Origin of the sequence: Delftia sp. JD2 (assembly GCF_001682645.1) — a bacterium.
GTDB classification, from domain to species: Bacteria; Pseudomonadota; Gammaproteobacteria; order Burkholderiales; family Burkholderiaceae_C; genus Comamonas; species Comamonas acidovorans.
In genome coordinates this window covers 130,530-150,358 of the sequence record NZ_LFJT01000001.1, presented here as the reverse complement: position 1 = coordinate 150,358, position 19,829 = coordinate 130,530, and the positions used below count along the sequence as shown (strand labels likewise).

The 19,829-nt window shown below is 68.9% G+C and carries 20 protein-coding genes; 11 read left to right on the top strand and 9 right to left on the bottom strand.

What is annotated here, in order from left to right; all coding sequences use genetic code 11:
• Positions 1–7 precede the first annotated feature (7 nt).
• Positions 8–394, bottom strand: a complete 387-nt coding sequence (locus ACM14_RS00660) for an NIPSNAP family protein (RefSeq protein WP_063327853.1) — start codon at positions 392–394, stop codon at positions 8–10.
• A 13-nt stretch (positions 395–407) separates the two neighbouring features.
• Positions 408–1,163: an SDR family NAD(P)-dependent oxidoreductase gene (locus ACM14_RS00655; protein ID WP_047469596.1), complete on the bottom strand. Its 756-nt coding sequence runs from the start codon at positions 1,161–1,163 to the stop codon at positions 408–410.
• A gap of 114 nt (positions 1,164–1,277) precedes the next feature.
• Between ACM14_RS00655 and ACM14_RS00650 the strand changes: the two genes are divergently transcribed.
• Positions 1,278–2,051: an IclR family transcriptional regulator gene (locus ACM14_RS00650; RefSeq protein WP_065344964.1), complete on the top strand. Its 774-nt coding sequence runs from the start codon at positions 1,278–1,280 to the stop codon at positions 2,049–2,051.
• Positions 2,052–2,111: 60 nt separating this feature from the next.
• Here ACM14_RS00650 and gstA read toward each other — a convergent pair whose 3' ends face one another.
• Together gstA and ACM14_RS00640 are read right to left on the bottom strand one after the other, a co-directional pair.
• Positions 2,112–2,720 carry a glutathione transferase GstA gene (gstA, locus tag ACM14_RS00645; protein WP_013799958.1) on the bottom strand — a complete coding sequence of 203 codons (609 nt, stop codon included), beginning with the start codon at positions 2,718–2,720 and terminating at the stop codon, positions 2,112–2,114.
• A gap of 95 nt (positions 2,721–2,815) precedes the next feature.
• Positions 2,816–3,403, bottom strand: a complete 588-nt coding sequence (locus tag ACM14_RS00640; RefSeq protein ID WP_016447287.1) for an NADPH-dependent FMN reductase — start codon at positions 3,401–3,403, stop codon at positions 2,816–2,818.
• A 302-nt stretch (positions 3,404–3,705) separates the two neighbouring features.
• On the opposite strand from ACM14_RS00640, the gene mnmG reads away from it, so the two are divergent.
• From mnmG to ACM14_RS00595, 9 genes are all read left to right on the top strand, one after another.
• The gene (gene mnmG / locus ACM14_RS00635; RefSeq protein WP_065344963.1) at positions 3,706–5,685 is read left to right on the top strand and encodes a tRNA uridine-5-carboxymethylaminomethyl(34) synthesis enzyme MnmG; all 1,980 of its coding nucleotides are present in this window, start codon (positions 3,706–3,708) and stop codon (positions 5,683–5,685) included.
• Complete coding sequence (rsmG, locus tag ACM14_RS00630; RefSeq protein ID WP_012201987.1) at positions 5,682–6,341, top strand: 16S rRNA (guanine(527)-N(7))-methyltransferase RsmG; 660 nt, start codon at positions 5,682–5,684, stop codon at positions 6,339–6,341. The genes mnmG and rsmG overlap by 4 nt, the downstream gene beginning before the upstream one ends.
• Positions 6,342–6,447: 106 nt before the next feature.
• Positions 6,448–7,062, top strand: a complete 615-nt coding sequence (locus ACM14_RS00625) for a LysE family transporter (RefSeq protein ID WP_012201988.1) — start codon at positions 6,448–6,450, stop codon at positions 7,060–7,062.
• 13 nt (positions 7,063–7,075) lie between these two features.
• Entirely contained in the window at positions 7,076–7,846 is a 771-nt protein-coding gene (locus ACM14_RS00620; RefSeq protein WP_034397528.1) for a ParA family protein, read from the top strand.
• A 186-nt stretch (positions 7,847–8,032) separates the two neighbouring features.
• Positions 8,033–8,578 carry an alpha/beta hydrolase gene (locus ACM14_RS00615; protein ID WP_043783088.1) on the top strand — a complete coding sequence of 182 codons (546 nt, stop codon included), beginning with the start codon at positions 8,033–8,035 and terminating at the stop codon, positions 8,576–8,578.
• A gap of 13 nt (positions 8,579–8,591) precedes the next feature.
• Positions 8,592–9,527, top strand: coding sequence for a ParB/RepB/Spo0J family partition protein (locus ACM14_RS00610; protein ID WP_013799965.1), 936 nt, complete (start codon positions 8,592–8,594; stop codon positions 9,525–9,527).
• A 196-nt stretch (positions 9,528–9,723) separates the two neighbouring features.
• Positions 9,724–10,758: a peptidoglycan-binding domain-containing protein gene (locus ACM14_RS00605; protein ID WP_013799966.1), complete on the top strand. Its 1,035-nt coding sequence runs from the start codon at positions 9,724–9,726 to the stop codon at positions 10,756–10,758.
• 188 nt (positions 10,759–10,946) lie between these two features.
• Positions 10,947–11,768 carry a methyltransferase type 12 gene (locus ACM14_RS00600; protein ID WP_065344962.1) on the top strand — a complete coding sequence of 274 codons (822 nt, stop codon included), beginning with the start codon at positions 10,947–10,949 and terminating at the stop codon, positions 11,766–11,768.
• A gap of 333 nt (positions 11,769–12,101) precedes the next feature.
• Positions 12,102–14,405 (top strand): IPTL-CTERM sorting domain-containing protein, encoded by a 2,304-nt coding sequence (locus ACM14_RS00595; protein ID WP_175403216.1) that lies wholly within the window; start codon positions 12,102–12,104, stop codon positions 14,403–14,405.
• 16 nt (positions 14,406–14,421) lie between these two features.
• Here ACM14_RS00595 and ACM14_RS00590 read toward each other — a convergent pair whose 3' ends face one another.
• From ACM14_RS00590 to ACM14_RS00570, 5 genes are all read right to left on the bottom strand, one after another.
• Positions 14,422–14,769: a cytochrome c gene (locus tag ACM14_RS00590; RefSeq protein WP_034368558.1), complete on the bottom strand. Its 348-nt coding sequence runs from the start codon at positions 14,767–14,769 to the stop codon at positions 14,422–14,424.
• Between the two features lie 86 nt (positions 14,770–14,855).
• A complete protein-coding gene (locus tag ACM14_RS00585) occupies positions 14,856–16,097 on the bottom strand; it encodes a sulfite oxidase (protein ID WP_065345026.1) in 1,242 nt (413 codons plus the stop codon).
• 34 nt (positions 16,098–16,131) lie between these two features.
• The gene (locus tag ACM14_RS00580) at positions 16,132–16,719 is read right to left on the bottom strand and encodes a hypothetical protein (RefSeq protein ID WP_065344960.1); all 588 of its coding nucleotides are present in this window, start codon (positions 16,717–16,719) and stop codon (positions 16,132–16,134) included.
• A complete protein-coding gene (locus ACM14_RS00575; RefSeq protein WP_065344959.1) occupies positions 16,716–17,276 on the bottom strand; it encodes an RNA polymerase sigma factor in 561 nt (186 codons plus the stop codon). Before ACM14_RS00575 ends, ACM14_RS00580 begins: the two co-directional genes overlap by 4 nt.
• A gap of 98 nt (positions 17,277–17,374) precedes the next feature.
• The gene (locus ACM14_RS00570) at positions 17,375–18,397 is read right to left on the bottom strand and encodes a helix-turn-helix domain-containing protein (protein WP_065344958.1); all 1,023 of its coding nucleotides are present in this window, start codon (positions 18,395–18,397) and stop codon (positions 17,375–17,377) included.
• 65 nt (positions 18,398–18,462) lie between these two features.
• Here ACM14_RS00570 and ACM14_RS00565 point away from each other — a divergent pair, with 65 nt between their 5' ends.
• The gene (locus tag ACM14_RS00565; protein ID WP_063328069.1) at positions 18,463–19,737 is read left to right on the top strand and encodes an MFS transporter; all 1,275 of its coding nucleotides are present in this window, start codon (positions 18,463–18,465) and stop codon (positions 19,735–19,737) included.
• Positions 19,738–19,829: the final 92 nt, after the last annotated feature.

Genomic DNA, 19,829 nt, shown 5'->3' with positions numbered 1-19,829 from the left:
TCTCCTGTCAGTCGGTGGAAAGGGGGCCGGAAGTGGACGCGGGGCCTGTGGCGCCGTGGAGCGGCTCCTGGCAGCCGCTCCACTGGGGCTGGAAGAAGGGGGCCGGGACCAGGAACTTCGATTCCTGGCTTTGCAGCAGCGGCAGCATGCGCGCGACATAGGCCTGCCAGCGTGGCTCGGCCAGCAGGCGCGCGCGGCGCTCGGCGCGCTCGTTCAGGTCCGTATAGGCCCACAGGTGGACGATCTGGTTGAGCGGCCCCGAGTCGCTGGTGTAGTAGCCGACCATGCGGCCCAGAATGCGCTGCTGCAGCTCCAGGCCCTCGGCCTGGTAGAGCGCCAGGTAGTCCCGCCACTTGCCGGGGTGGGCGGTGTAGGTGCGTTGTTCGACGAGCATGACGTGCCTTCTTTCAACCGAGGCTGTGGCCGCCGTCGATCACGATGCGCGTGCCCGTGGCCGTGCGCAGATGCGTGGCGCAGGCGAGGATGGCCTGCGCCACATCGCCGGGTTCGACCACGCGGCCCAGCGGCGTGTGCGCGGCCTTTTTCTCCAGCTCCTGGCGGCTGCGGCCCCCTACGAAACCCGTGTCCACGGCGGCGGGCGAGACGCACAGAAAGCGCACCGGGCCGAAGGCGCGCGCCATGGACACCGTCAGCGTGTCCAGCGCGGCCTTGGCGGCGCAATAGGCCATGTTGCTGCCCAGGCCCGTGAAGGCGGAGACCGAGGACACGTTGACCACGGCGGCGTCCTGCGAGGCGCGCAGCAGCGGCAGCAGGGCCCGCGTCACGGCATAGGTGCCGCCCACGTTGGCGCACAGGATGCGATTGAACAGCGCGGGCTCCAGCGCATCGATCTGCGCGTGCGCGATGCGCTCGGTGAAGCCCGCGCAGTTGACCAGCAGGTCCACCCGGCCCAGGTGCTGCTGCAGCCACTGGGCGGCGGTGGCGTGGCTGGCCTCGTCTTGCAGCGACAGCTGCAGCGTGTGGTGGCTGCCCGGCAGTTCCTCGCGCAGCGCCTGGGCGCGGTCGCGGCCCTGGTGGTAACCGATCACGACGGTGGCGCCCTCGCGGGCCAGGGCTCGCGCCGTGGCGGCGCCTATGCCGCTGCTGGCGCCGGTGACGACGGCGATTCTGTCTTGCAATGGCGGATGGGAGAGTTGCATCATTCGGAAATCCGTGGCGCCCGGCCTTGCCGTGCCCTGGCCGGGCCGTGGTTGATCGGCCATTCCGATTGTTTTCAAATCGCCCGGCGGCGCCACTCAGTTGTCCGATAAACGAACATGACCTCATCGTCCGATGCCGGCTCCCTCAAGCGGGGCGTGGCCTTTCTCAAGCTGCTGGCGACCGGGGGCGCGCGCGGTTGCCCGCTCAGCGAACTGGCCGAAAAATCCGGCGTGCCCCACCCTTCGGCCCACCGCATCCTCAAGCAGTTGATTGCCGAGCGCCTGGTGGTGCACGACGCCCAGACCCACCGCTACCGGCTGGGGCCGCTGGCCTTCGAGCTGGGCCTGGCCGGGTCGATGCTGCACGACATACGCGACCTGTGCGAGCCGGCCATGGCGGCGCTGTCACGTGAAACCGAGGACACGGCCTACCTGGTGGTGCGCAGCGGATTCGAGGCCGTGTGCCTGCACCGGCTCGAAGGCGACTTCCCCATACGCACGCTGGTGCTGCAGGTCGGCAGCCGGCGCCCGCTGGGCGTGGGCGCCGGGGGGCTGGCCGTGCTGGCCGCCATTGCGCCCGAGGAGCGCGAGGCCATCATCGAGCGCGTGGCGCCCGCCCTGCCGGCCTTTGGCAAGCTCACCGATGCGGGACTGCGCCTGGCCTGCGAGGAAACGGCCCGCGCAGGCGTGGCCGTGATACAGAACCGCGTGAGCCTGGGCGTGACGGCCGTGGGCGCGCATTTTTGCGACAGCATGGGCCAGGCCATGGGGGCGGTCAGCGTGGCCGCGCTGACCCAGCGCATGACGGCGGCGCGCGTGCGGCGCATCGCCCAGCAGGTGCGCGCTGCGGCGGCCCAGATAGAGCAGCGCATCCGCACGCGCAAAAGATAAGGGGCCGGCTGGTTCACACCAGCCGGCCCCTTGTGCCGCCGAGCCCGGGCTCGGCGCTGCTTACTTGAGCAGGCCTTCGGCCTTCATCGCGGCCTGCACGGCAGGGCGGGCCAGCACGCGCTCGCGGTAGGCCAGGAGGTTGGTCAGCTCGGAGATGTCCACGCCCACGAACTGGGCCCAGCCCGTCACGGTGAACAGGTAGGCGTCGGCCACGGTGAACTGCTCGCCCATCAGGTAGTCGCGGCCATTGAGCTCGCCGTCCACCCACTTGAGGCGGTCCAGCACGCGCTGGCGCACCACGGGCTTGTAGTCGTCGGGCGTGGCGGGGTTGAACAGGGGGCCGAAGCCCTTGTGCAGCTCGGTGCCGATGAAGTTCAGCCACTCCTGAAGGTGGTAGCGGGCCATGGTGCCGTTGGCCGGTGCCAGCTTCTTCTCGGGGACCAGATCGGCCAGGTACTGGACGATGGCCGGGCCTTCATGCAGCGTGTCGCCGTCGTCGAGCACGAGGAAGGGAACATAGCCCAGCGGGTTGATGCCGTAGTAGTCCGTGCCGTCCTGCAGCTTGTGCGTCTTGGTGCTGGCCAGGACCGGCTCGTAGGCCAGGCCTGCCTCGTGCAGGACGATGTGGGGAGACAGAGAGCAGGCGCCAGGGCTGTAGTAGAGCTTCATGGTGGATGGCTTCCGATCAGGGTAAGAAAGACAAGCGCCCATGCTAACCCCATGTGCAGGGGCTGCGCATGATGGGACCGCGCTGGCGGCAGGGTTCAGGCCGACAGGCGCTGTGCAGCCCAGAGCACCTGTTCCAGCACGGCCTTCATGCCCTGCTGGTCCTGGGGTCGCTGCAGGCGGCCGGCGTCGTCGAATGCCTGGCCTGCCTGTCCTACGGCGTGGCTCACGGGTGCCAGCCAGCACTGCAGGTTCAGCAGCAGCGGCGCCAGGTGCGACTGGGCCCGCAGGCCGCCCAGGCCGCCGGGCGAGGCGCTGGCCATGCCCACGACCTTGCCGCGAAAGGGCAGGGTGCCATCGGACCAGACCGGATCACCGGCCACGGGGCTGGAAGCCCAGTCGATGGCGTTCTTGAGCAGGGCGGGGTAGCTGCCGTTGTACTCGGGCGAGCAGATCAGCCAGGCCGGGTGGCTGTGCAGCGCGGCCTTGAAGCGCAGCACGTCGGGCGGCGTGCCGCTGGCCTCCAGGTCGGCGTTGTACATGGGGATGTCGAAATCCGACAGCTCCAGCAGCGTGGGCTGGGCGCCCAGTTCGCGCGCCATGTCGGCGGCGGCGGCGGCCAGGCGCCGGTTGTGCGATTGTTGGCGGGTACTGCCCGCGAAGATGAGGATCTGCATGGCCGCCATTGCATCACAGGCCCTGCACATGTTTCTTGCAAGCGGGCCGCCCTGCGGGCGGCGGCGCGCAGCATCCTGCGGTGCACGCGCTGGTTCGCCGCACTGTTTCACGTGGAACACCGGCGCAGTGCCGGCCCGGTGGCGGGGCCGGCCGACCCCTTGCAAGGCACTGGTGCGGCAAAGGTGGGAAAATCGCGGGTTCCCCGCTGGGTTCCCCTCGCTACATGAACGAGGGCCACCTGCCATGAGCGCCGGAGCGTGAGTGCTCCGTGTCGGGGGCTTGGGCCGGGCAGGCCCCCGGAGTGATAAGCATGTTGTACCCACAGGAATTTGATGTGATCGTGGTCGGTGGCGGCCACGCCGGCACCGAGGCCGCGCTGGCCGCTGCGCGCATGGGCTGCAGGACGCTGCTGCTGAGCCACAACATCGAGACCCTGGGCCAGATGAGCTGCAATCCCAGCATCGGCGGGATCGGCAAGGGCCATCTGGTCAAGGAAGTGGATGCGCTGGGCGGCGCCATGGCGCTGGCCACCGATATCGGCGGCATACAGTTCCGCATCCTCAACAGCTCCAAGGGCCCGGCCGTGCGTGCCACGCGCGCCCAGGCCGACCGCATTCTCTACAAGGCCGCCATCCGCGACATGCTGGAGAACCAGCCCAACCTGTGGCTGTTCCAGCAGGCGGTGGATGACCTCATGGTCGAGGGCGACCGCGTGGTGGGTGCCGTCACCCAGGTGGGCGTGCGCTTTCGCAGCCGCACCGTGGTGCTCACGGCGGGCACCTTCCTGGACGGCAAGATCCACGTGGGCCTGAACAACTACGCGGCAGGCCGCGCGGGCGATCCGCCGGCCGTCAGCCTGTCGTCGCGGCTCAAGGAGCTGCAGCTGCCCCAGGGGCGCCTGAAGACCGGCACGCCGCCGCGCCTGGATGGCCGCAGCATCGATTTCTCGCAGTGCGAGGAGCAGCCCGGCGACGGCATGCCCGGCGGTGTCAACGAAGGCGTGCTGCCCGTGTTCAGCTTCATCGGCAATGCGGCCATGCACCCGCGCCAGATGCCCTGCTGGATCACCCACACCAACGAGCGCACGCACGACATCATCCGCAGCGGCTTTGACCGCAGCCCCATGTTCACGGGCAAGATCGAGGGCGTGGGACCGCGCTACTGCCCCAGCGTCGAGGACAAGATCAACCGCTTTGCCGACAAGGAAAGCCACCAGATCTTCCTGGAGCCCGAAGGCCTGACCACCAACGAGTTCTATCCCAACGGCATCTCCACCAGCCTGCCCTTCGACATCCAGTACGAACTGGTGCGCAGCATGAAGGGGCTGGAGAACGCGCACATCCTGCGCCCCGGCTACGCCATCGAGTACGACTACTTCGATCCGCGCTCGCTCAAGAGCAGCTTCGAGACGCGCCAGATCCAGGGCCTGTTCTTCGCCGGCCAGATCAACGGCACGACCGGCTACGAGGAAGCGGCGGCCCAGGGCCTGTTCGCCGGCCTCAACGCCGCGCTGCAGTGCCGCGGCCAGGAAGCCTGGCTGCCGCGCCGCGACGAGGCCTATCTGGGCGTGCTGGTCGATGACCTGATCACCAAGGGCGTGACCGAGCCCTACCGCATGTTCACCAGCCGCGCCGAGTTCCGGCTGCAGCTGCGTGAGGACAACGCCGACATGCGCCTGACCGAAGCGGGCCGCGCCATGGGCCTGGTGGACGATGCGCGCTGGGATGCCTTCAGCCGCAAGCGCGATGCTGTTTCACGTGAAACAGAGCGCCTGAAGTCCACCTGGGTCAATCCGCGCATCGTCACGCCCGAGGAATCGGAGCGTGTGCTGGGCAAGTCCATCGAGCGCGAGTACAACCTGTTCGACCTGCTGCGCCGGCCCGATGTGGGCTACGGCAAGCTGATGAGCCTGAACGAGGGCCGCTATGCCTCGGCCGATGTGCAGCCCGAGGTGCTGGGCGATCTCAGCGCCTCCGTGGTCGAGCAGGTGGAAATCGCGGCCAAGTACGCAGGCTACATCGACCGCCAGAAGGACGAGGTGCAGCGCACCGCCCACTTCGAGAACCTGCGCCTGCCGGCCGAGCTGGACTACATGCAGGTGCCGGCCCTGTCCTTCGAGGTGCGCCAGTCGCTGCAAAAGCACAGGCCCGAGACGCTGGGCCAGGCGTCGCGCATGTCGGGCGTGACGCCGGCGGCGATCTCGCTGCTGATGGTGCACCTGAAGAAGGGGGGCTTTCGGGGCTTTGCACCGGATGTGACTGACGCGAAGGGCGAGGAGGCATCCGCATGAGCCAGGAACTGCGCGCTCCGCTCGAAGCCGGCCTGCAGGCACTGGGGCTGGACCTCACCCCCGCCCAGATCGATACGCTGATGGAATTCCAGGCCCTGCTGGGCAAGTGGAACAAGGTCTACAACCTCACGGCCGTGCGTGATCCGCAGGAGATGCTGACCCATCACCTGCTCGACAGCCTGGCTGCCGTGCCGGCGCTGCAGCGCCATCTGGCACAGATGCCTGCGCGCGAAGGCCGCACCGCCATGCTGGACGTGGGCTCGGGCGGCGGCCTGCCCGGCGTGGTCTTTGCCATCTGCTGCCCGCAGATCGACGTGCACTGCGTGGACACGGTGGGCAAGAAGGCGGCCTTCATCCAGCAGGCGGCGGCCACGCTGCGCCTGCCCAACCTGCGCGGCATCCACAGCCGCGTGGAGCAGCTGACCACGCGCTATCCGCTGATCAGCTGCCGTGCCTTTGCCTCGCTGGCGGACTTCACCAGCTGGTCGCGCCAGGCGCTGGAGGAGGGCGGCACCTGGCTGGCCATGAAGGGCAAGCACCCCGACGATGAAATCGCCGCGCTGCCCGCCGACGTGCAGGTGTTTCACGTGGAACCATTGAAGGTGCCGGGCCTGGATGCCGAGCGCTGCATCCTCTGGCTGCGCGTTTGCGCCTGACTTTTTTACCGAATGGCACACTGCCGCGTTGCGGCGGGGCCATGTTCCACATGCGCTGGCCATGGCCCTCGCATAAACTCCCAGCTTTCATCGCTCAGGGGTCAGCATGTTCGGCATCTCCGATTTCAGCGCATTCGTTGTTGCCATTCTTCTGTTTTTGCTGATTCCGGGGCCGGGCAATCTGGCGCTGATCACCTCCACCGGCAAGGGCGGCATACGTGCCGGAATGGCGGCCTGCGCCGGCGTGCTGGCGGCCGACCAGGTGCTGATCTGGATGGCCGTGGCGGGCGTGGCCGCGCTGCTGGCCTCCTATCCCACGGCCTTCCATGCCGTGCAGTGGCTGGGCGCCGCCTACCTGGGCTGGCTGGGTTTCAGGATGCTCACCGCCAAGCCCGGCGACAAGCCCGTGCTGCACATCGAGCCGCGCCACTACTTTCGCCAGGCCGGCCTGATCACCCTGATGAACCCCAAGTCCATCGTGTTCTACATGGCCTTCTTCCCGCTGTTCGTGGATCCCGCAAGCCACCAGGGCCTGCTCACGTTCGCGGTGATGGCGGCCACGGTGGCCGCGCTGACCTTTCTCTATTGCCTGATCGTGGTGCTGCTGACCGCGCATCTGGCCGAGCGCATGCGCGCCAATCCTGCGGTTTCCCGGGTTCTCGAAAAGACTGCGGGCGTGTTCCTGATCGGTTTTGGCCTCAAGCTGGCCATCGCCAAATAAGCGTGTAAATACCATGGCCAAAATCTTCTGTGTCGCCAATCAAAAGGGCGGGGTCGGCAAGACCACCACCGCCGTCAACCTTGCAGCGGGCCTGGCCAAGGTCGGCCAGCGCGTGCTGATGATCGACCTGGACCCGCAGGGCAATGCCACCATGGGCTCGGGCGTGGACAAGCGTGCGCTGGAGCTGTCGGTTTATGACGTGCTGCTGGAGAACGCCAGCGTCAAGGAAGCCGCCGTGCGTTCCGATGCCGTGGGCTACGACGTGCTGGGCGCCAACCGCGAACTCAGCGGCGCCGAGATCGAGCTGGTCACCCTGGAGCGCCGCAACGATCGCCTGAAGGGCGCCCTCAAGGCGGTCGATGCCGACTACGACTTCGTGCTGGTGGACTGCCCGCCCAGCCTGTCCATGCTCACCTTGAACGGCCTGTGCGCGGCCCATGGCGTGGTCGTGCCCATGCAGTGCGAGTACTTCGCGCTCGAAGGCCTGACCGACCTGGTCAACACGATCAAGCAGGTGCATGCCAACATGAACCCCGACCTGCAGATCATCGGCCTGCTGCGCGTGATGTTCGATCCGCGCACCACGCTGCAGCAGCAGGTCAGCGACCAGCTCAAGGAGCACTTCGGCGACAAGGTGTTCGACACCGTCATCCCGCGCAACGTGCGCCTGGCCGAGGCGCCCAGCTATGGCGTGCCCGGCGTGGTCTTCGATCCGGGCGCCAAGGGCAGCAAGGCCTTCATCGATTTCGCGCACGAGATGGTGCGCCGCATCAAGAAGATGTGAGAGCCATGCAAGGTTCGACACAACACCCCCTGAGTCGCTTCGCGCCTTCCCCCTCTCCTGCGGGAGGGGGACGACAGCCTCGCTGCGGGGCGGCCCTTGCTTGCTGTCACTGGCCTTGGGCCACGCCGGTTTCATGGGCTGTAGGCGCAACTCAGCGCATTGGTTATTTAAATGGCTGAGCAGAACATGCAAATCGACGTGACTGCTGAGGACGTCTGGCTGCTGCCCGGCTGGCAGAACTCGGACGCCGACCACTGGCAAAGCCGCTGGGAGCAGCGCCACGGCTACCGCCGCCTGGAGCAAAACGACTGGGACCGCCCGCTGCGCGGCGACTGGAGCGCCAGGCTGCAGGAGACGGTGCTCGACGCGCCGCGCCCCGTGGTGCTGGTGGCGCACAGCCTGGGCTGCATCCTTGTGGCCTGGTGGGCGGCGCATTCGCCGCTGGCCGCCCGCAAGGTGCGCGGCGCGCTGCTGGTGGCCCCCGGCGATACCGAGCAGCCCCAGCTGCGCGAGCAATTGCCCGGCTGGTCGCCCGTGATGATGCAGCGCCTGCCGTTTGCCTCCATCGTGGTCGGCAGCGACAACGACATTTACTGCAGCGCCCAGCGCGTGCAAGCCATGGCCGATGCCTGGGGCGCACGCTTCGTCGACGCAGGGCCTTCGGGCCATCTCAACACGGCCAGCGGGCTGGGCGACTGGGACAGCGGACACGCGCTGCTGGCATCGCTTTGACAAGGACAACACCATGGTGACCAAGAAACCCAAGGGACTGGGACGCGGGCTGGAAGCCCTGCTCGGACCCAAGGTCCACGACAAGGAAGAGGGCGGCGGCCCGGTGGCCGAGACCGGCCTGCCCAGCATCCTGCAGCTCGACGTCATGGTGCCCGGCCAGTACCAGCCGCGCACCCACATGGACGAGGGCGCGCTCTACGAGCTGGCCGAAAGCATCAAGGCCCAAGGCATCATGCAGCCCATCCTGGTGCGCCGCCTGGCCAAGGGCGACCACGCCGGCAAGTACGAAATCATTGCGGGCGAGCGGCGCTTCCGTGCGGCCCGCATCGCCGGCCTGGCCGAGGTGCCGGTGCTGGTGCGCGAGGTGCCCGACGAGGCCGCCGCCGCCATGGCGCTGATCGAGAACATCCAGCGCGAGGACCTCAACCCGCTGGAAGAGGCCCAGGGCCTGTCGCGCCTGGTCAAGGAATTCGGCCTCACGCACGAGCAGGCGGCCCAGGCCGTGGGACGCTCGCGCAGCGCGGCCACCAACATCCTGCGCCTGCTCAACCTGGCCGACCCGGTGCAGACCATGCTCATGGCCGGCGACATCGACATGGGCCATGCGCGCGCCCTGCTGTCGCTGGACCGCGCGGCCCAGATCACGGCCGGCAACCAGATCGCGGCCAAGAAGCTGTCGGTGCGCGAGGCCGAGGCCCTGGTCAAGAAGATCGGCGCCGACTTCAGCCTGGTGCGCCAGAAGTCCAAGAAGGACGGCAAGTCGCGCGACATCAAGCGCGTGGAAGAAGAGCTGTCCGATCTGCTCATGGCCGATGTCGAAGTGCGCATCAAGAAGTCCGTGCGCCGTGGCGGCAAGCTGCAGGAAATGGGCGAAGTGGCGATCCAGTTCGGCTCGCTCGATGCGCTCAACGGGCTGATCGAACGTTTGCGCGGTGATGCACCCGAGTGATGACAACAGCTTGTAACCGTCTGTGATCTGTCGTTCTCCAGCAAAGCAGCGCTTTTTCGCAAGGGTGAATCCCGGTATATTTGCGCGCTGTTATGCGGGGTAATTGTGTGTAATCGCTGACTGGCGACGCTGCCAGTGCGTGGACGCCCATTGCCCTGGCGCTGATTCACCTAGACCAGACCAAGAGGATTACAACGTGAAGAAGTATCTTGCCCTGACTGCCATCGCTGCCGTGGCGCTGACCGGCTGCGTGACCACCGACATGCGCATGGGCTCGCCCGAAGCCAAGACCGTGGCCACGGGCGCCGCAGGCGGTGCCAGCGCCGAGAACGCCAACACCGAGCTGGAGCGTTGCGACTCCTCGCTGGGCACCATCTCCCTGGTTGAGAACCAGACCGCGGGCTGGTACACCATCCTCACGCAGCAGTACCGCCTGCCGCCCACCTCGCAGCTGCTGCGCCTGATGATCCAGCAGTCCAACTGCTTCATCGTCGTGGAACGCGGCGCGGCCGGCATGGGTGCCATGGCGCGTGAACGCGCGCTGATGGACTCGGGCGAAATGCGCGGCGGCAGCAACCTGGGCAAGGGCCAGATGGTGGCCTCCGACTACGGCCTGTCCCCCGAAGTGATCTTCAACCAGAGCGATGCCGGCGGCATGGGCGGCGCCATCGGCGGCCGCGCCGGCGGCATCTTCGGCGCGCTGGCTGCAGCCACCAAGACCCGTGAAGCCTCGGTCATGCTGGCCCTGGTGGACAACCGCTCGGGCGTGCAGGTGTCGGCTTCCGAAGGCTCGTCCTCCAAGACCGACTGGGGCGGCATGGGCGCGCTGTTCGGCGGCTCCGCCGGCGCCTCGCTGGGCGGCTACACGCGCACGGCCGAAGGCAAGGTGATCGCCGCCGCCTTCATGGACGCCTACAACCAGATGGTGCGCTCGCTGCGCAACTACAAGGCGCAGACCGTCAAGGGCCAGGGCCTGGGCGGCGGCGGACGCCTGGGCGTGGACGGCGGTGCCGCACCGTCGCAGACATCGGCTCCGGGCGCCAATGCCGCCGGCATGTCGCTGCGCGCGGCCCAGCAAAAGCTCAATGCCCTGGGCTACACCGCAGGTACGCCTGACGGCTCCATGGGCAAGAACACCCAGAACGCCCTGCGCGAGTTCCAGCGCGACCAGAGCCTGCCGCAGACCGGCCGCCTCGACCGTGCCACCTCGCAAGCACTGCAACAGCAATGAGATGCAGCACCCCCTGAGTCGCTTCGCGCCTTCCCCCTCTCCTGCGGGAGGGGGGCATACGGGCGGCCGGCGACAGCCTCGCTGCGGGGCGGCCCTTGCCCGCTGTCCCTGGTTTGGGGCGTTTCGGGCTCATAGGTCGCGCTCGTTTCATGGGCTGTGGGAGGCGCGTCGCGCAATGAGGCTCTGACATGCGGCGCCTTCCCTGGCCAGCCCCGGCCCTTCTTGCCTGGGCGGGTGCCTGGCTTGTTTACGCCGCGCTGCAATCGACCCTAGGGCCGCTGGCCGCCTGGCTGGCGGCCTGTTTTTTGGGCGTGCTCGCCAGCCTGCTGGCCACGCCCTGGTGGCGGCGCCTGGCCGTGGCGGCGGGCTTTCCGCTGTCCTGCCTGATGCTGTGGGGGCCGGGCGGCCTGGCCGCCATCAGCCCCTGGCTGTGGCTGGCGGCGCTGGGTCTGCTGACCCTGGTCTACCCGCTCAACGCCTGGCGCGATGCGCCGCTGTTTCCCACGCCGACAGATGCGCTGCAAGGCCTGGCCGATGCCGCGCCGCTGCCGGACGGCGCGGCCGTGCTCGATGCCGGTTGCGGCCTGGGCGACGGCCTGCGCGCGCTGCGCGGGCAGTACCCGCAGGCGCGGCTCAACGGCATGGAGTGGAGCTGGCCGCTGCGCTGGCTGTGCGCGCTGCGCTGCCCCTGGGCCCGCGTGCGCCGTGCCGACATCTGGCTGGCCGACTGGAGCGGGTACCAGATGGTCTACCTGTTCCAGCGCCCCGAAAGCATGGGCCGTGCGGCCGTCAAGGCCGCCACGGAGCTGCCTGAGGGTGCCTGGCTGGTCAGCCTGGACTTTGCGCTGCCCGGCGTGGAGCCCTCCTGGCAGCGCCAGGGACCGGGCCGCCACAGCCTCTGGGTCTACCGCATGCCGCTGGGCGGTGCCGGCGAGGCCGTGGTGCATGTTCCCGAGCCCGAGGAGACGCCCTACGAAAAGGCGCGGCGGGAGCTGCAGCAGCGCCGATGAGAGCCTGTGCCGCTCCAGCCGTGGCGTTGCACGGCCGGGGCCAGGCACTGAGTCCGGACGGCGGGCCCACACACTTCGCGCCTTTGTCTTACAGGAGAAAGGCAGGCTCTCCATGCTCCCCGGAATTGACTCTTTGTGTACGTGCGCAAGACTTGCTGTGCCTGCCATCCACAGATGCAGGCCCTGCAAGTCTTGACCCATCTGCTGCGCCAGGCTGCGGTGCAGATGACAAACACAAAGATCGCCAAGATGGATATGGAACTGTCTCGTGCATGCACGGCCCGCAGCCGCATGCGTTCGCCTTCTTCTTCGCTGCCTGTGCCCCCTCGGTCCGTGTTGAAAATCCTGGCATGGGGCGTGGCCTTGTGCTGCACCCAGGCGCAAGCCCAAACGGTCACTTCCACCGGCGATGTGGTGCCTGTCCAGATGCCCAACCCCTCGCCCAGCTGGAATGCGGGCACCACGCTGCACGTCGGCAGTACGGGCACGGGAACGCTCACCATGGACAGCGGAGGCTCAGTGACCCACTCCGGGGTCGGCACCGTGGGCTACGACCTGGGCAGCAATGGCACGGTCACCGTCCGGGGCGCGGGTTCCACGTGGAACGGTTCAAGCAGTCTCGTGATTGGTGGCAGGGGCACAGGCACCTTGAAGGTCGAAGATGGGGGCGTGGTGTCAGGCGTGGTGGGTGCTTTGGGCGATGTCCCTGAAGGCGTGGGCACGGCGACGATCAGTGGAACAGGCTCGGCCTGGCGCAGCACCCAGGATTTCTTCACCAGCTTCAACGGAACAGGCACGGTCACCGTGCGCGATGGTGGTGCGCTGTCTGTGCAGGGGGGCGCCGGGACCATCACCATGGATGCTGACGCGGGCGCTGTCGGAACCCTCCAGGTGGGAGGTGGACCGGCCGACGCCGCCATGGCGCCCGGCGTGGTCGATGCGGCCCGCATCGACTTCCGCCTGGGGACCGGCACCCTGCATTTCAACCACACGGGCGCCAACCTGGGCTTTGCGCTTGCGCTGTCCAGCGTCGATCCCGGCACGCACCGCATCACCCATCAGGCCGGCACGACCACGCTGTCGGCCGACAGCTCCGGTTTCTCGGGCAGCACCGCGGTCTCCGGGGGGCGGCTGGTGGTCGCCAATGCGCTTGGCGGCACGGCGTCGGTCACGGGCGGGCAGCTGGATGTCGATGGCACGCAGGGCGGCACCGTCACGGCCAGCGGCTCCGGCGTGGTGACCGGGGCGGGCACGGTCTCTGGCGACCTGGACCAGACCGCCGGCGGCGTGCTGCTGGGCCAGCAAGGCCGCAAGCTCAGCGTTGCAGGCCTGGCGACGCTGGGCGGCGGTGCGGTGGTACAGGCCGGCCTAGGAGCGCCTTCGGCCACGGCCCTGTTCGATGTGAACGGCAATCTCACGCTGGGCGGCACGCTTGGCATCAATGACCTGGGCGGCTTTGGCGCAGGCGTGTACCGGCTGTTCGACTATCGCGGCACGCTGGCCGGGAGCCTGGCCTTCGGCGCGCTGCCGCCAGGCGTGGTGGCGGACAACCTGACCCTGCAGACTTCGGTGCCCGGGCAGGTGAACCTGCTCTCCACGGTCGGCGTGGCACTGGGCTATTGGGATGGTGGCAATGCCGCGCTCAGGGACAACAACGTGGTCAACGGCGGCACAGGCGTCTGGCGTGCCGATGGCCGCAACTGGACTGGTGCTGGCGGCGCGCTCAACGGCCCTTATCAACCCAACCCCACCGTGGCCCGGTTCCAGGGCCTGGCCGGTGTGGTGACGGCGGATGCCGGTGCGGGGGCCATCGGCATTACCGGCATGCAGTTCGATGTCGATGGCTACCGCCTCCAGGGTGCGACCCTGGGATTGCAGGGCGCGGGAGCCAACACGGTCAACGTGGCCAGCGGCGCGACGGCGACGGTGGCATTGGTGCTGTCCGGCCCGGGTGGCCTGGCCAAGGCCGGCACCGGCACGCTGGTGCTGGAAGCTGCCGGCAGCTACGGCGGCGCCACCACGGTCCAGGGCGGCAGTCTGCGTGCCGGCGCTGCCAATGTGCTGACCAGCGTTTCGGCCCATGAGGTGCAGGCTTCGGGCGTGCTGGATCTCGACGGCCTGGCCCAGACCGTGGCCAGCCTGGTGAACGCGGGCACGGTGCGCCTTCCCAGGACCGGCGCTCCGGCCGTACCCGGCACCACGCTGAGCGTGACAGGCAACTACAGCGGCGGCGGCGTGCTGGCCATGGCCACGCAACTGGGCAATGAAGCGTCGCCCAGTGACCGTCTGGTGGTGAACGGCAGCGTGACGGCAGGTGCGCCCACGCGCCTGGACATTGCCAACGCCGCAGGCCTGGGCGCGGCGACCGCGGGTAACGGTATTTTGGTCGTGCAGGTCAATGGTGCGGCATCGCCTGCAGGTGCCTTCGTGCTGGCGGCGCCGCTGCAGGCCGGAGGCTACAGCTATCAGCTGGTGCAGGTGGGCAGCCACTGGTATCTGCAGTCACGCCTGGCGGGTGCCACAGGGGTGCAGCAGATTCCCGCGCTGGGCACGGCCGGCCTGGCTGGCCTGGCCCTGATGCTGGGCGGGCTGGCTGCCTGGCGGCAGCGCCGCCGCCCGGGCGCCGTGCGGGACTGAGCACGGCGGCCTGCCTCTACTTCTTCGCGCTGGCCTTGCTCACATAGAGCGACAGCGCGGCGATATCGGCCTCGCTGAGCGTGGCCTTGAACGAGGGCATGGCGCCTATGCCGTCGCGCAGTGCGCGCGCCACGCGCGCGGCGTCGGGCTTGAGCTCGTCGAGCACGGGGCCGATGGCGCCCTCGGCGCCCGCGTCCTTGAGCGTGTGGCACAGCGCGCAGGCAGGCGTGGCCGTGGCGAACAGCTTCTTGCCCAGGGCCATCTGGGCCGCTTCATCGGCAAAGGCGGGGGCGGACAGCAGGGCGCTGCCGAGCAAAGTGCTGCCCAGCAGGGCGGTGTGGATCAGGTGTTTCATCGTGAACATGGCAATGGGGGTACGGGCCCGCCACGGTCTGGCGCCGTGTGCGGGAAGTGACGGGAAGGGGGGCGGGATGGGCGCGCGGGCCGTGCTCAGGCCACGGTGACGGTCACGGCGTGGTCGGCCCAGCTGGTGTTGTTGTAGCCACTCTGGTTTTCGCCGCGCGTCTCGGGCTGGACCCGGCCGCGCGCGTCGGTGGCGCGGCTGGCCAGCACATGCGTGCCCTTGGGCAGGCGCGCCTGCAGCACGAACTGGCGCCAGGCGTACTTGCCCAGGTCGGGGCCGACCAGGCGCGCGGCCTGCCAGCTCTTGCCGCCGTCCGTGGACACCTCCACGCCCTTGACGGCGTCCATGCCGCCAAAGGCCACGCCGTGGATCTGCACCAGGCCGGCGGCCTGCCCGCCGTCCTCGGGCAGGGGCGAGTTGATCCAGGACTTGACGCTCATCTCCTGCACCGAGGGCTGGCTCGGGTCGCCCTTGCTGCCGGGCGGCGAGATGCGGTAGCCGTGGGACATGATGTGGGCCTCGCTCTCGCGCGGCGTGAAGGCCAGCTGCTTGATGTACTTGATGTTGTTCACGCCGGTGTAGCCGGGCACGATCAGGCGCAGCGGCCCGCCATGGGCCAGCGGGATGGGCTCGCCGTTCATCTCCCAGGCCAGCAGCGCGTCTTCCATGGCCGACAGCGGCACCGAGCGCTCGACGATGACGCTCTTGGGGTCCAGCCCCGCAGGCAGCACCTCGCCGCCCGTGCCGGTCATGTAGAGACCGCCGTCTGACACACCGCCCAGGGCCTTGACCACCTCGCGCACGGGCACGCCGCTCCATACCACGCAGCCGGCCGCACCCACGGTCCAGGCCGTGCCGCTGGGCTTGCTGGGAAAGAAGGCCCGGCCATTGCCCGAGCACTGCAGCACCATGGCCACGGTCTCCAGGCCCAGGGACTTGAGCTCGCGCACGCTGAGGCTGCGGGGCTGGCGCACGCCCTCCACCTGCAGCTGCCAGGCATCGCGGTCGGCCACGATGGATTCGGGCGGCGTGGGCAGGTTGTTGCGCACATAGAGCTGGTCGCTGGGCGTGATCACGCTGGTGCCGAAGGCGCCGCGCCGCGTCTCTATGGTGGTGGAGCTGTGGACGATGAGGGCATCGGCCTTCTTCCAGCCCGCGTAGCCGGGCAGGGGCTTGGCCGCCGGTGCTGCCGCAGCTGCGGGTGCCTGGGCCTGGGCCAATGCGCCCTGGTGCAGACCGGCCAGGCCTGCGGCGGCCAGTGCGCTGGCGCTGCCGGCCAGCAGGCTGCGGCGCGCGGGGGAGGTGGGCGATGTCGGCAAGTGGTTCATGGGTGTCTCCTCGTGGTGGTTGTCATCGGGCATCTCATGGGGCAGGGGTGCCCAGGGCCTTGCTGGCCACGGCCAGGGCCTGTTTCTTCTGGGCCACCAGCACCAGCGGCCGGCCTTCGCGCGAGCGAACGACCTGCCAGTGCATGTTGGCCCACCAGCCCTGGCCATCGGCCAGGCGCTGGGGCTGGTCGAAGGCCAGCACGGTGACGATGCCGCCCTTCTCGAAGAAGGTGGTCAGGTGGTAGGCGCGCGTGCCGTCGATGTCGCAGGGCCGCATCAGCTGGGTGTAGCCGGGCAGCTTCTCGCCGGCCGGCAGGTCCATGCGGCGCGCGACCTCGGCCTCGGGCATGAAGCTGCCGCGCAGCGTGCGCTCGTAGTACTCATGCTCGATGGCGGCGCGCACCAGCTCGGGCGGGCGCATGGCGAACACGGCGGTGGCGGCCGAGCTGCCCACCAGCAGCGCGGCGATCAGGCGGCGCACGCCGCTGCGCGCATGCCAGCGCGTGTGGCGCAGCAGATGGGCGGGCGGCTCGCCGTGCGGCCCGGGGTCGAAGGCCAGGGCCAGTTCGGCGCGTGCGCGCAGGTCGAAGGCCGATTCGTCGGTTGTGTCCGGGGCAGTCATTTCAAGCCTTGGTATCGGGTGGCGCGCAGCGGGATCACGCTGGCAGTCTCTTGAGCAGGCGCCGGGGCCGCCTGCTCCAGCGCCGCCTTCAGCGCATCGCGGGCGCGTGACAGGCGCGACAGCACCGTGCCCGGCGCAATGTCCAGGGCCTCGGCCATCTGGGCCGTGGGCATGTCGTCGAAGTAATAGAGCACCAGCACCTCGCGGTGGATGGGGGCGATGCGCGCCAGCGCCTTGACCACGTCGAGCCGGTCGTCCAGCGCCGAAGGCGAGGGGGAGGGGGCGGGATGCTGGTCCAGCGCCTCGTCATCGCTGACCAGATGGGCCGATGGCGCAAGGTGCCGGAAGGCATGGCGGCGCATGATCTGGAACAGCCAGGCCCGCGCCATTGCGGCCTCGCGCAGCTGGTGGCGAAAGCGCCAGGCGCTGGTGAAGCAGTCCTGCACCACGTCCTCGGCCAGCGCGCGCGAGCCGGTCAGCGCCCAGGCGCTGCGCAGCAGGAATCGGTAGTGCTCGCGCACCCACTGGTTGTAGCGCGACTCGGCGGTGGAGATCATGCGGCATAAGAGCACGCAGGGCGCCGCCGCATTCCATGGCCTGCCTATCGGCAAACCCTATATCGGATCAGCTATCGCGAAGAGGCGATGGCTCCCTGTCATTCCCTGGTCGGCCGCGATACAGCGCCTGTTCCGACCCTGTGGGCAGCGGAACCGGCCTGCTGCCCGAAGAACCGTGCCGGGGGCATGCCCACCGTGCGGTGCACCATGGCGCTGAAGGCGCTGGGGCTGTAGCCCAGCTCGGCCGCGATCTGCTGTATGGGCAGGCCGCGCGCGGCCAGGCTCAGGCCGTGGGCCAGCACGACTTGCTGGCGCCAGGTGGTGAAGCTGCAGCCCAGCTGCTGCTGGAACAGCCGGGCCACGGTGCGCGGGCTGGCGCCGGTGTCTGCCGCCCAGTCGGCCAGGCTCTCGTGCTGGGTGGGGTCGGCCACCACGGCCTCGCAGAGCATGCGCAGCCGCTTGTCCTGGGGCATGTTCACGCCAAGGTGGACTTCGCTGGCCCGGCGCAGTTCTTCCAGCAGCAGGGCGCTGAGATGGTGCTCGCGCTGCAGCGTGGCGGCGTCGGGTGCGGGCTGGTCATCGCTTTGCTTGGGCAGGGCCGTGATCAGCTCGCGCATCAGCGGCGAGACCTCCAGCACGCGGCAACGTGCCCAGTCCTGCGGGTTGCAGGCCACGCCGCAGGGCGGGAGGTCCGGCAGTACGGGGCCCTGGGCCGGATCGTCCTGCAGCACGTAGATGGAGACGAGATCGGCTTCCTCGACCATGGCCACGGCGTGGACCAGGCCGGGCGGAATCCACACGGCCTTGGAGGGTGGGGCGATCAGCGTGCCCTGGGGGGCCGACAGGTGCAGCACGCCGTCCAGCGAGATGGCGATCTGTGCCCAGCTGTGGCTGTGCGGTATGACGCGCGTGCGTGCCGACAGGCGGTGCTGCTTGGCGCGCACGGGGCGCTGGGGCGTGGGCACGAACAGGTGCGGATGCAGGGCCTCCACCGGCTCCATTGGCCGGGCCCTGCGCACCGACCGCAGTGCGGCTGCGGGGCAGGCGCTGGGCAGGGTTTCGGCACAAGTGTCGGCAAGGGTGTCGGCAGGGGTGCCGGGCGTGGAGACAGGCTTTGGCATGTTTGCGACAGAAGTTGGCAGACTATCGCATACAAGACGAAACGCTGCTGCCTAAGATGCGGCCCATGACCGCCTCTTCTTCTTCCATGCCGGACGCCGTGGCTCCGGACCCGCTGCGCAGCGATGTGCGCACCATCGGCCTGATCGGCCTGGCGCATGGTTCCTCGCATTTCTTCCACCTGCTGCTGCCGCCGCTGTTCCCGTGGCTGATCGCCGAGTTCGGCTACAGCTATGCCGAACTCAGCGTGATGGTGTCGCTGTTCTTCGTGGTCTCCGGCGTGGGACAGGCCATGGCCGGCTTTGCCGTGGACCGCTTCGGCGCGCGCCCCATTCTGTTTGCGGCGCTGGGCAGCTTCACCGTGGCGGGCGTGGTCGCCAGCCTGGCACAGGGCTATGGAATGCTGCTGCTGGCAGCCTTCTTCGCGGGCCTGGGCAATGCGCCCTTCCACCCGGTGGACTTCACCATCCTCAACAAGCGCGTGTCGGCCAAGCGCATCGGCCATGCGTTCTCGGTGCACGGCCTGTCGGGCAATATCGGCTGGGCGCTGGCGCCGCTGTTCATGGCGGGCATCACCACGGCCACGGGCTCGTGGCGCCTGGCCTGCCTGTGCGGCGCGGCCCTGGCCGCCGTCATCCTCACCATCATGGTGCTCAACCGCGAGGCGCTGGACGACCGTGCGGCCGATGCCCAGGCCCCCGCGGCGCGCGCCGCTGCGGCCGCCGTGCCGCAGGAGCATCCCATGGCCTTCCTGAAGCTGCCCTCGGTCTGGCTGTGCTTCTCGTTCTTCTTCTGGAGCACCTGCGCGCTCAGCGCCATCCAGAGCTTTGCCAGCCCCGCCATGCAGTCCATGTACGGACTGCCGCTGAGCGTGACGGCGCTCATCGTCACGGGCTACATGCTGTGCGGCGCGGCAGGCATGCTGGCCGGCGGCTTCCTCGTGGGCCGTGTGCAGCGGCTGGAGAAGGTGATCTCCATCTGCATGCTGGGCTCGGGCGTTGCGCTGTTCCTGGTCGGCACGGGCTGGCTGCCGGCCATGGCGGCCGTGGGCGTGGCCTCCATCGCGGGCCTGGGCACGGGCCTGGCCGGCCCCTCGCGCGACATGCTGATCAAGCGCGCCGCCCCGCCCGGCGCCACCGGCCGCGTCTACGGCACGGTGTATTCGGGCCTGGACCTGGGCTTTTGCCTGGCCGCGCCGGTGTTCGGCTACATGCTGGACCACGGCATGAGCCACGGCGTGTTCTACGGATCGGCCATTGCCCTGGTGCTGAGCGTGGTGTCGGCCGTGGTCGTGGGCGATGGCGTGAGCAAGAAGGGCGGCATGGCGCTGAGCGCGGGCTGATTCCGGGTCTCGCTCCCCACAAGGCCCCGCAGGCCACAGCTTGCGGGGCCTTTGCTTTGGGCGGTGAGATGGACAAAACAGGCACGGCAATT

Excerpts from the sequence above, each read along its gene's own strand:
- ACM14_RS00655 (WP_047469596.1), bottom strand. The coding sequence starts at position 1,163 with ATGATGCAACTCTCCCATCCGCCATTGCAAGACAGAATCGCCGTCGTC.
- ACM14_RS00620 (WP_034397528.1), top strand. The coding sequence starts at position 7,076 with ATGGCCAAAATCTTCTGTGTCGCCAATCAAAAGGGCGGGGTCGGCAAG.
- ACM14_RS00600 (WP_065344962.1), top strand. The coding sequence starts at position 10,947 with ATGCGGCGCCTTCCCTGGCCAGCCCCGGCCCTTCTTGCCTGGGCGGGT.
- ACM14_RS00575 (WP_065344959.1), bottom strand. The coding sequence starts at position 17,276 with ATGATCTCCACCGCCGAGTCGCGCTACAACCAGTGGGTGCGCGAGCAC.
- ACM14_RS00565 (WP_063328069.1), top strand. The coding sequence starts at position 18,463 with ATGACCGCCTCTTCTTCTTCCATGCCGGACGCCGTGGCTCCGGACCCG.
- ACM14_RS00640 (WP_016447287.1), bottom strand. The coding sequence starts at position 3,403 with ATGGCGGCCATGCAGATCCTCATCTTCGCGGGCAGTACCCGCCAACAA.
- ACM14_RS00590 (WP_034368558.1), bottom strand. The coding sequence starts at position 14,769 with ATGTTCACGATGAAACACCTGATCCACACCGCCCTGCTGGGCAGCACT.
- rsmG (WP_012201987.1), top strand. The coding sequence starts at position 5,682 with ATGAGCCAGGAACTGCGCGCTCCGCTCGAAGCCGGCCTGCAGGCACTG.
- mnmG (WP_065344963.1), top strand. The coding sequence starts at position 3,706 with ATGTTGTACCCACAGGAATTTGATGTGATCGTGGTCGGTGGCGGCCAC.
- gstA (WP_013799958.1), bottom strand. The coding sequence starts at position 2,720 with ATGAAGCTCTACTACAGCCCTGGCGCCTGCTCTCTGTCTCCCCACATC.
- ACM14_RS00625 (WP_012201988.1), top strand. The coding sequence starts at position 6,448 with ATGTTCGGCATCTCCGATTTCAGCGCATTCGTTGTTGCCATTCTTCTG.
- ACM14_RS00580 (WP_065344960.1), bottom strand. The coding sequence starts at position 16,719 with ATGACTGCCCCGGACACAACCGACGAATCGGCCTTCGACCTGCGCGCA.
- ACM14_RS00585 (WP_065345026.1), bottom strand. The coding sequence starts at position 16,097 with ATGAACCACTTGCCGACATCGCCCACCTCCCCCGCGCGCCGCAGCCTG.
- ACM14_RS00660 (WP_063327853.1), bottom strand. The coding sequence starts at position 394 with ATGCTCGTCGAACAACGCACCTACACCGCCCACCCCGGCAAGTGGCGG.
- ACM14_RS00650 (WP_065344964.1), top strand. The coding sequence starts at position 1,278 with ATGACCTCATCGTCCGATGCCGGCTCCCTCAAGCGGGGCGTGGCCTTT.
- ACM14_RS00615 (WP_043783088.1), top strand. The coding sequence starts at position 8,033 with ATGCAAATCGACGTGACTGCTGAGGACGTCTGGCTGCTGCCCGGCTGG.
- ACM14_RS00610 (WP_013799965.1), top strand. The coding sequence starts at position 8,592 with ATGGTGACCAAGAAACCCAAGGGACTGGGACGCGGGCTGGAAGCCCTG.
- ACM14_RS00570 (WP_065344958.1), bottom strand. The coding sequence starts at position 18,397 with ATGCCAAAGCCTGTCTCCACGCCCGGCACCCCTGCCGACACCCTTGCC.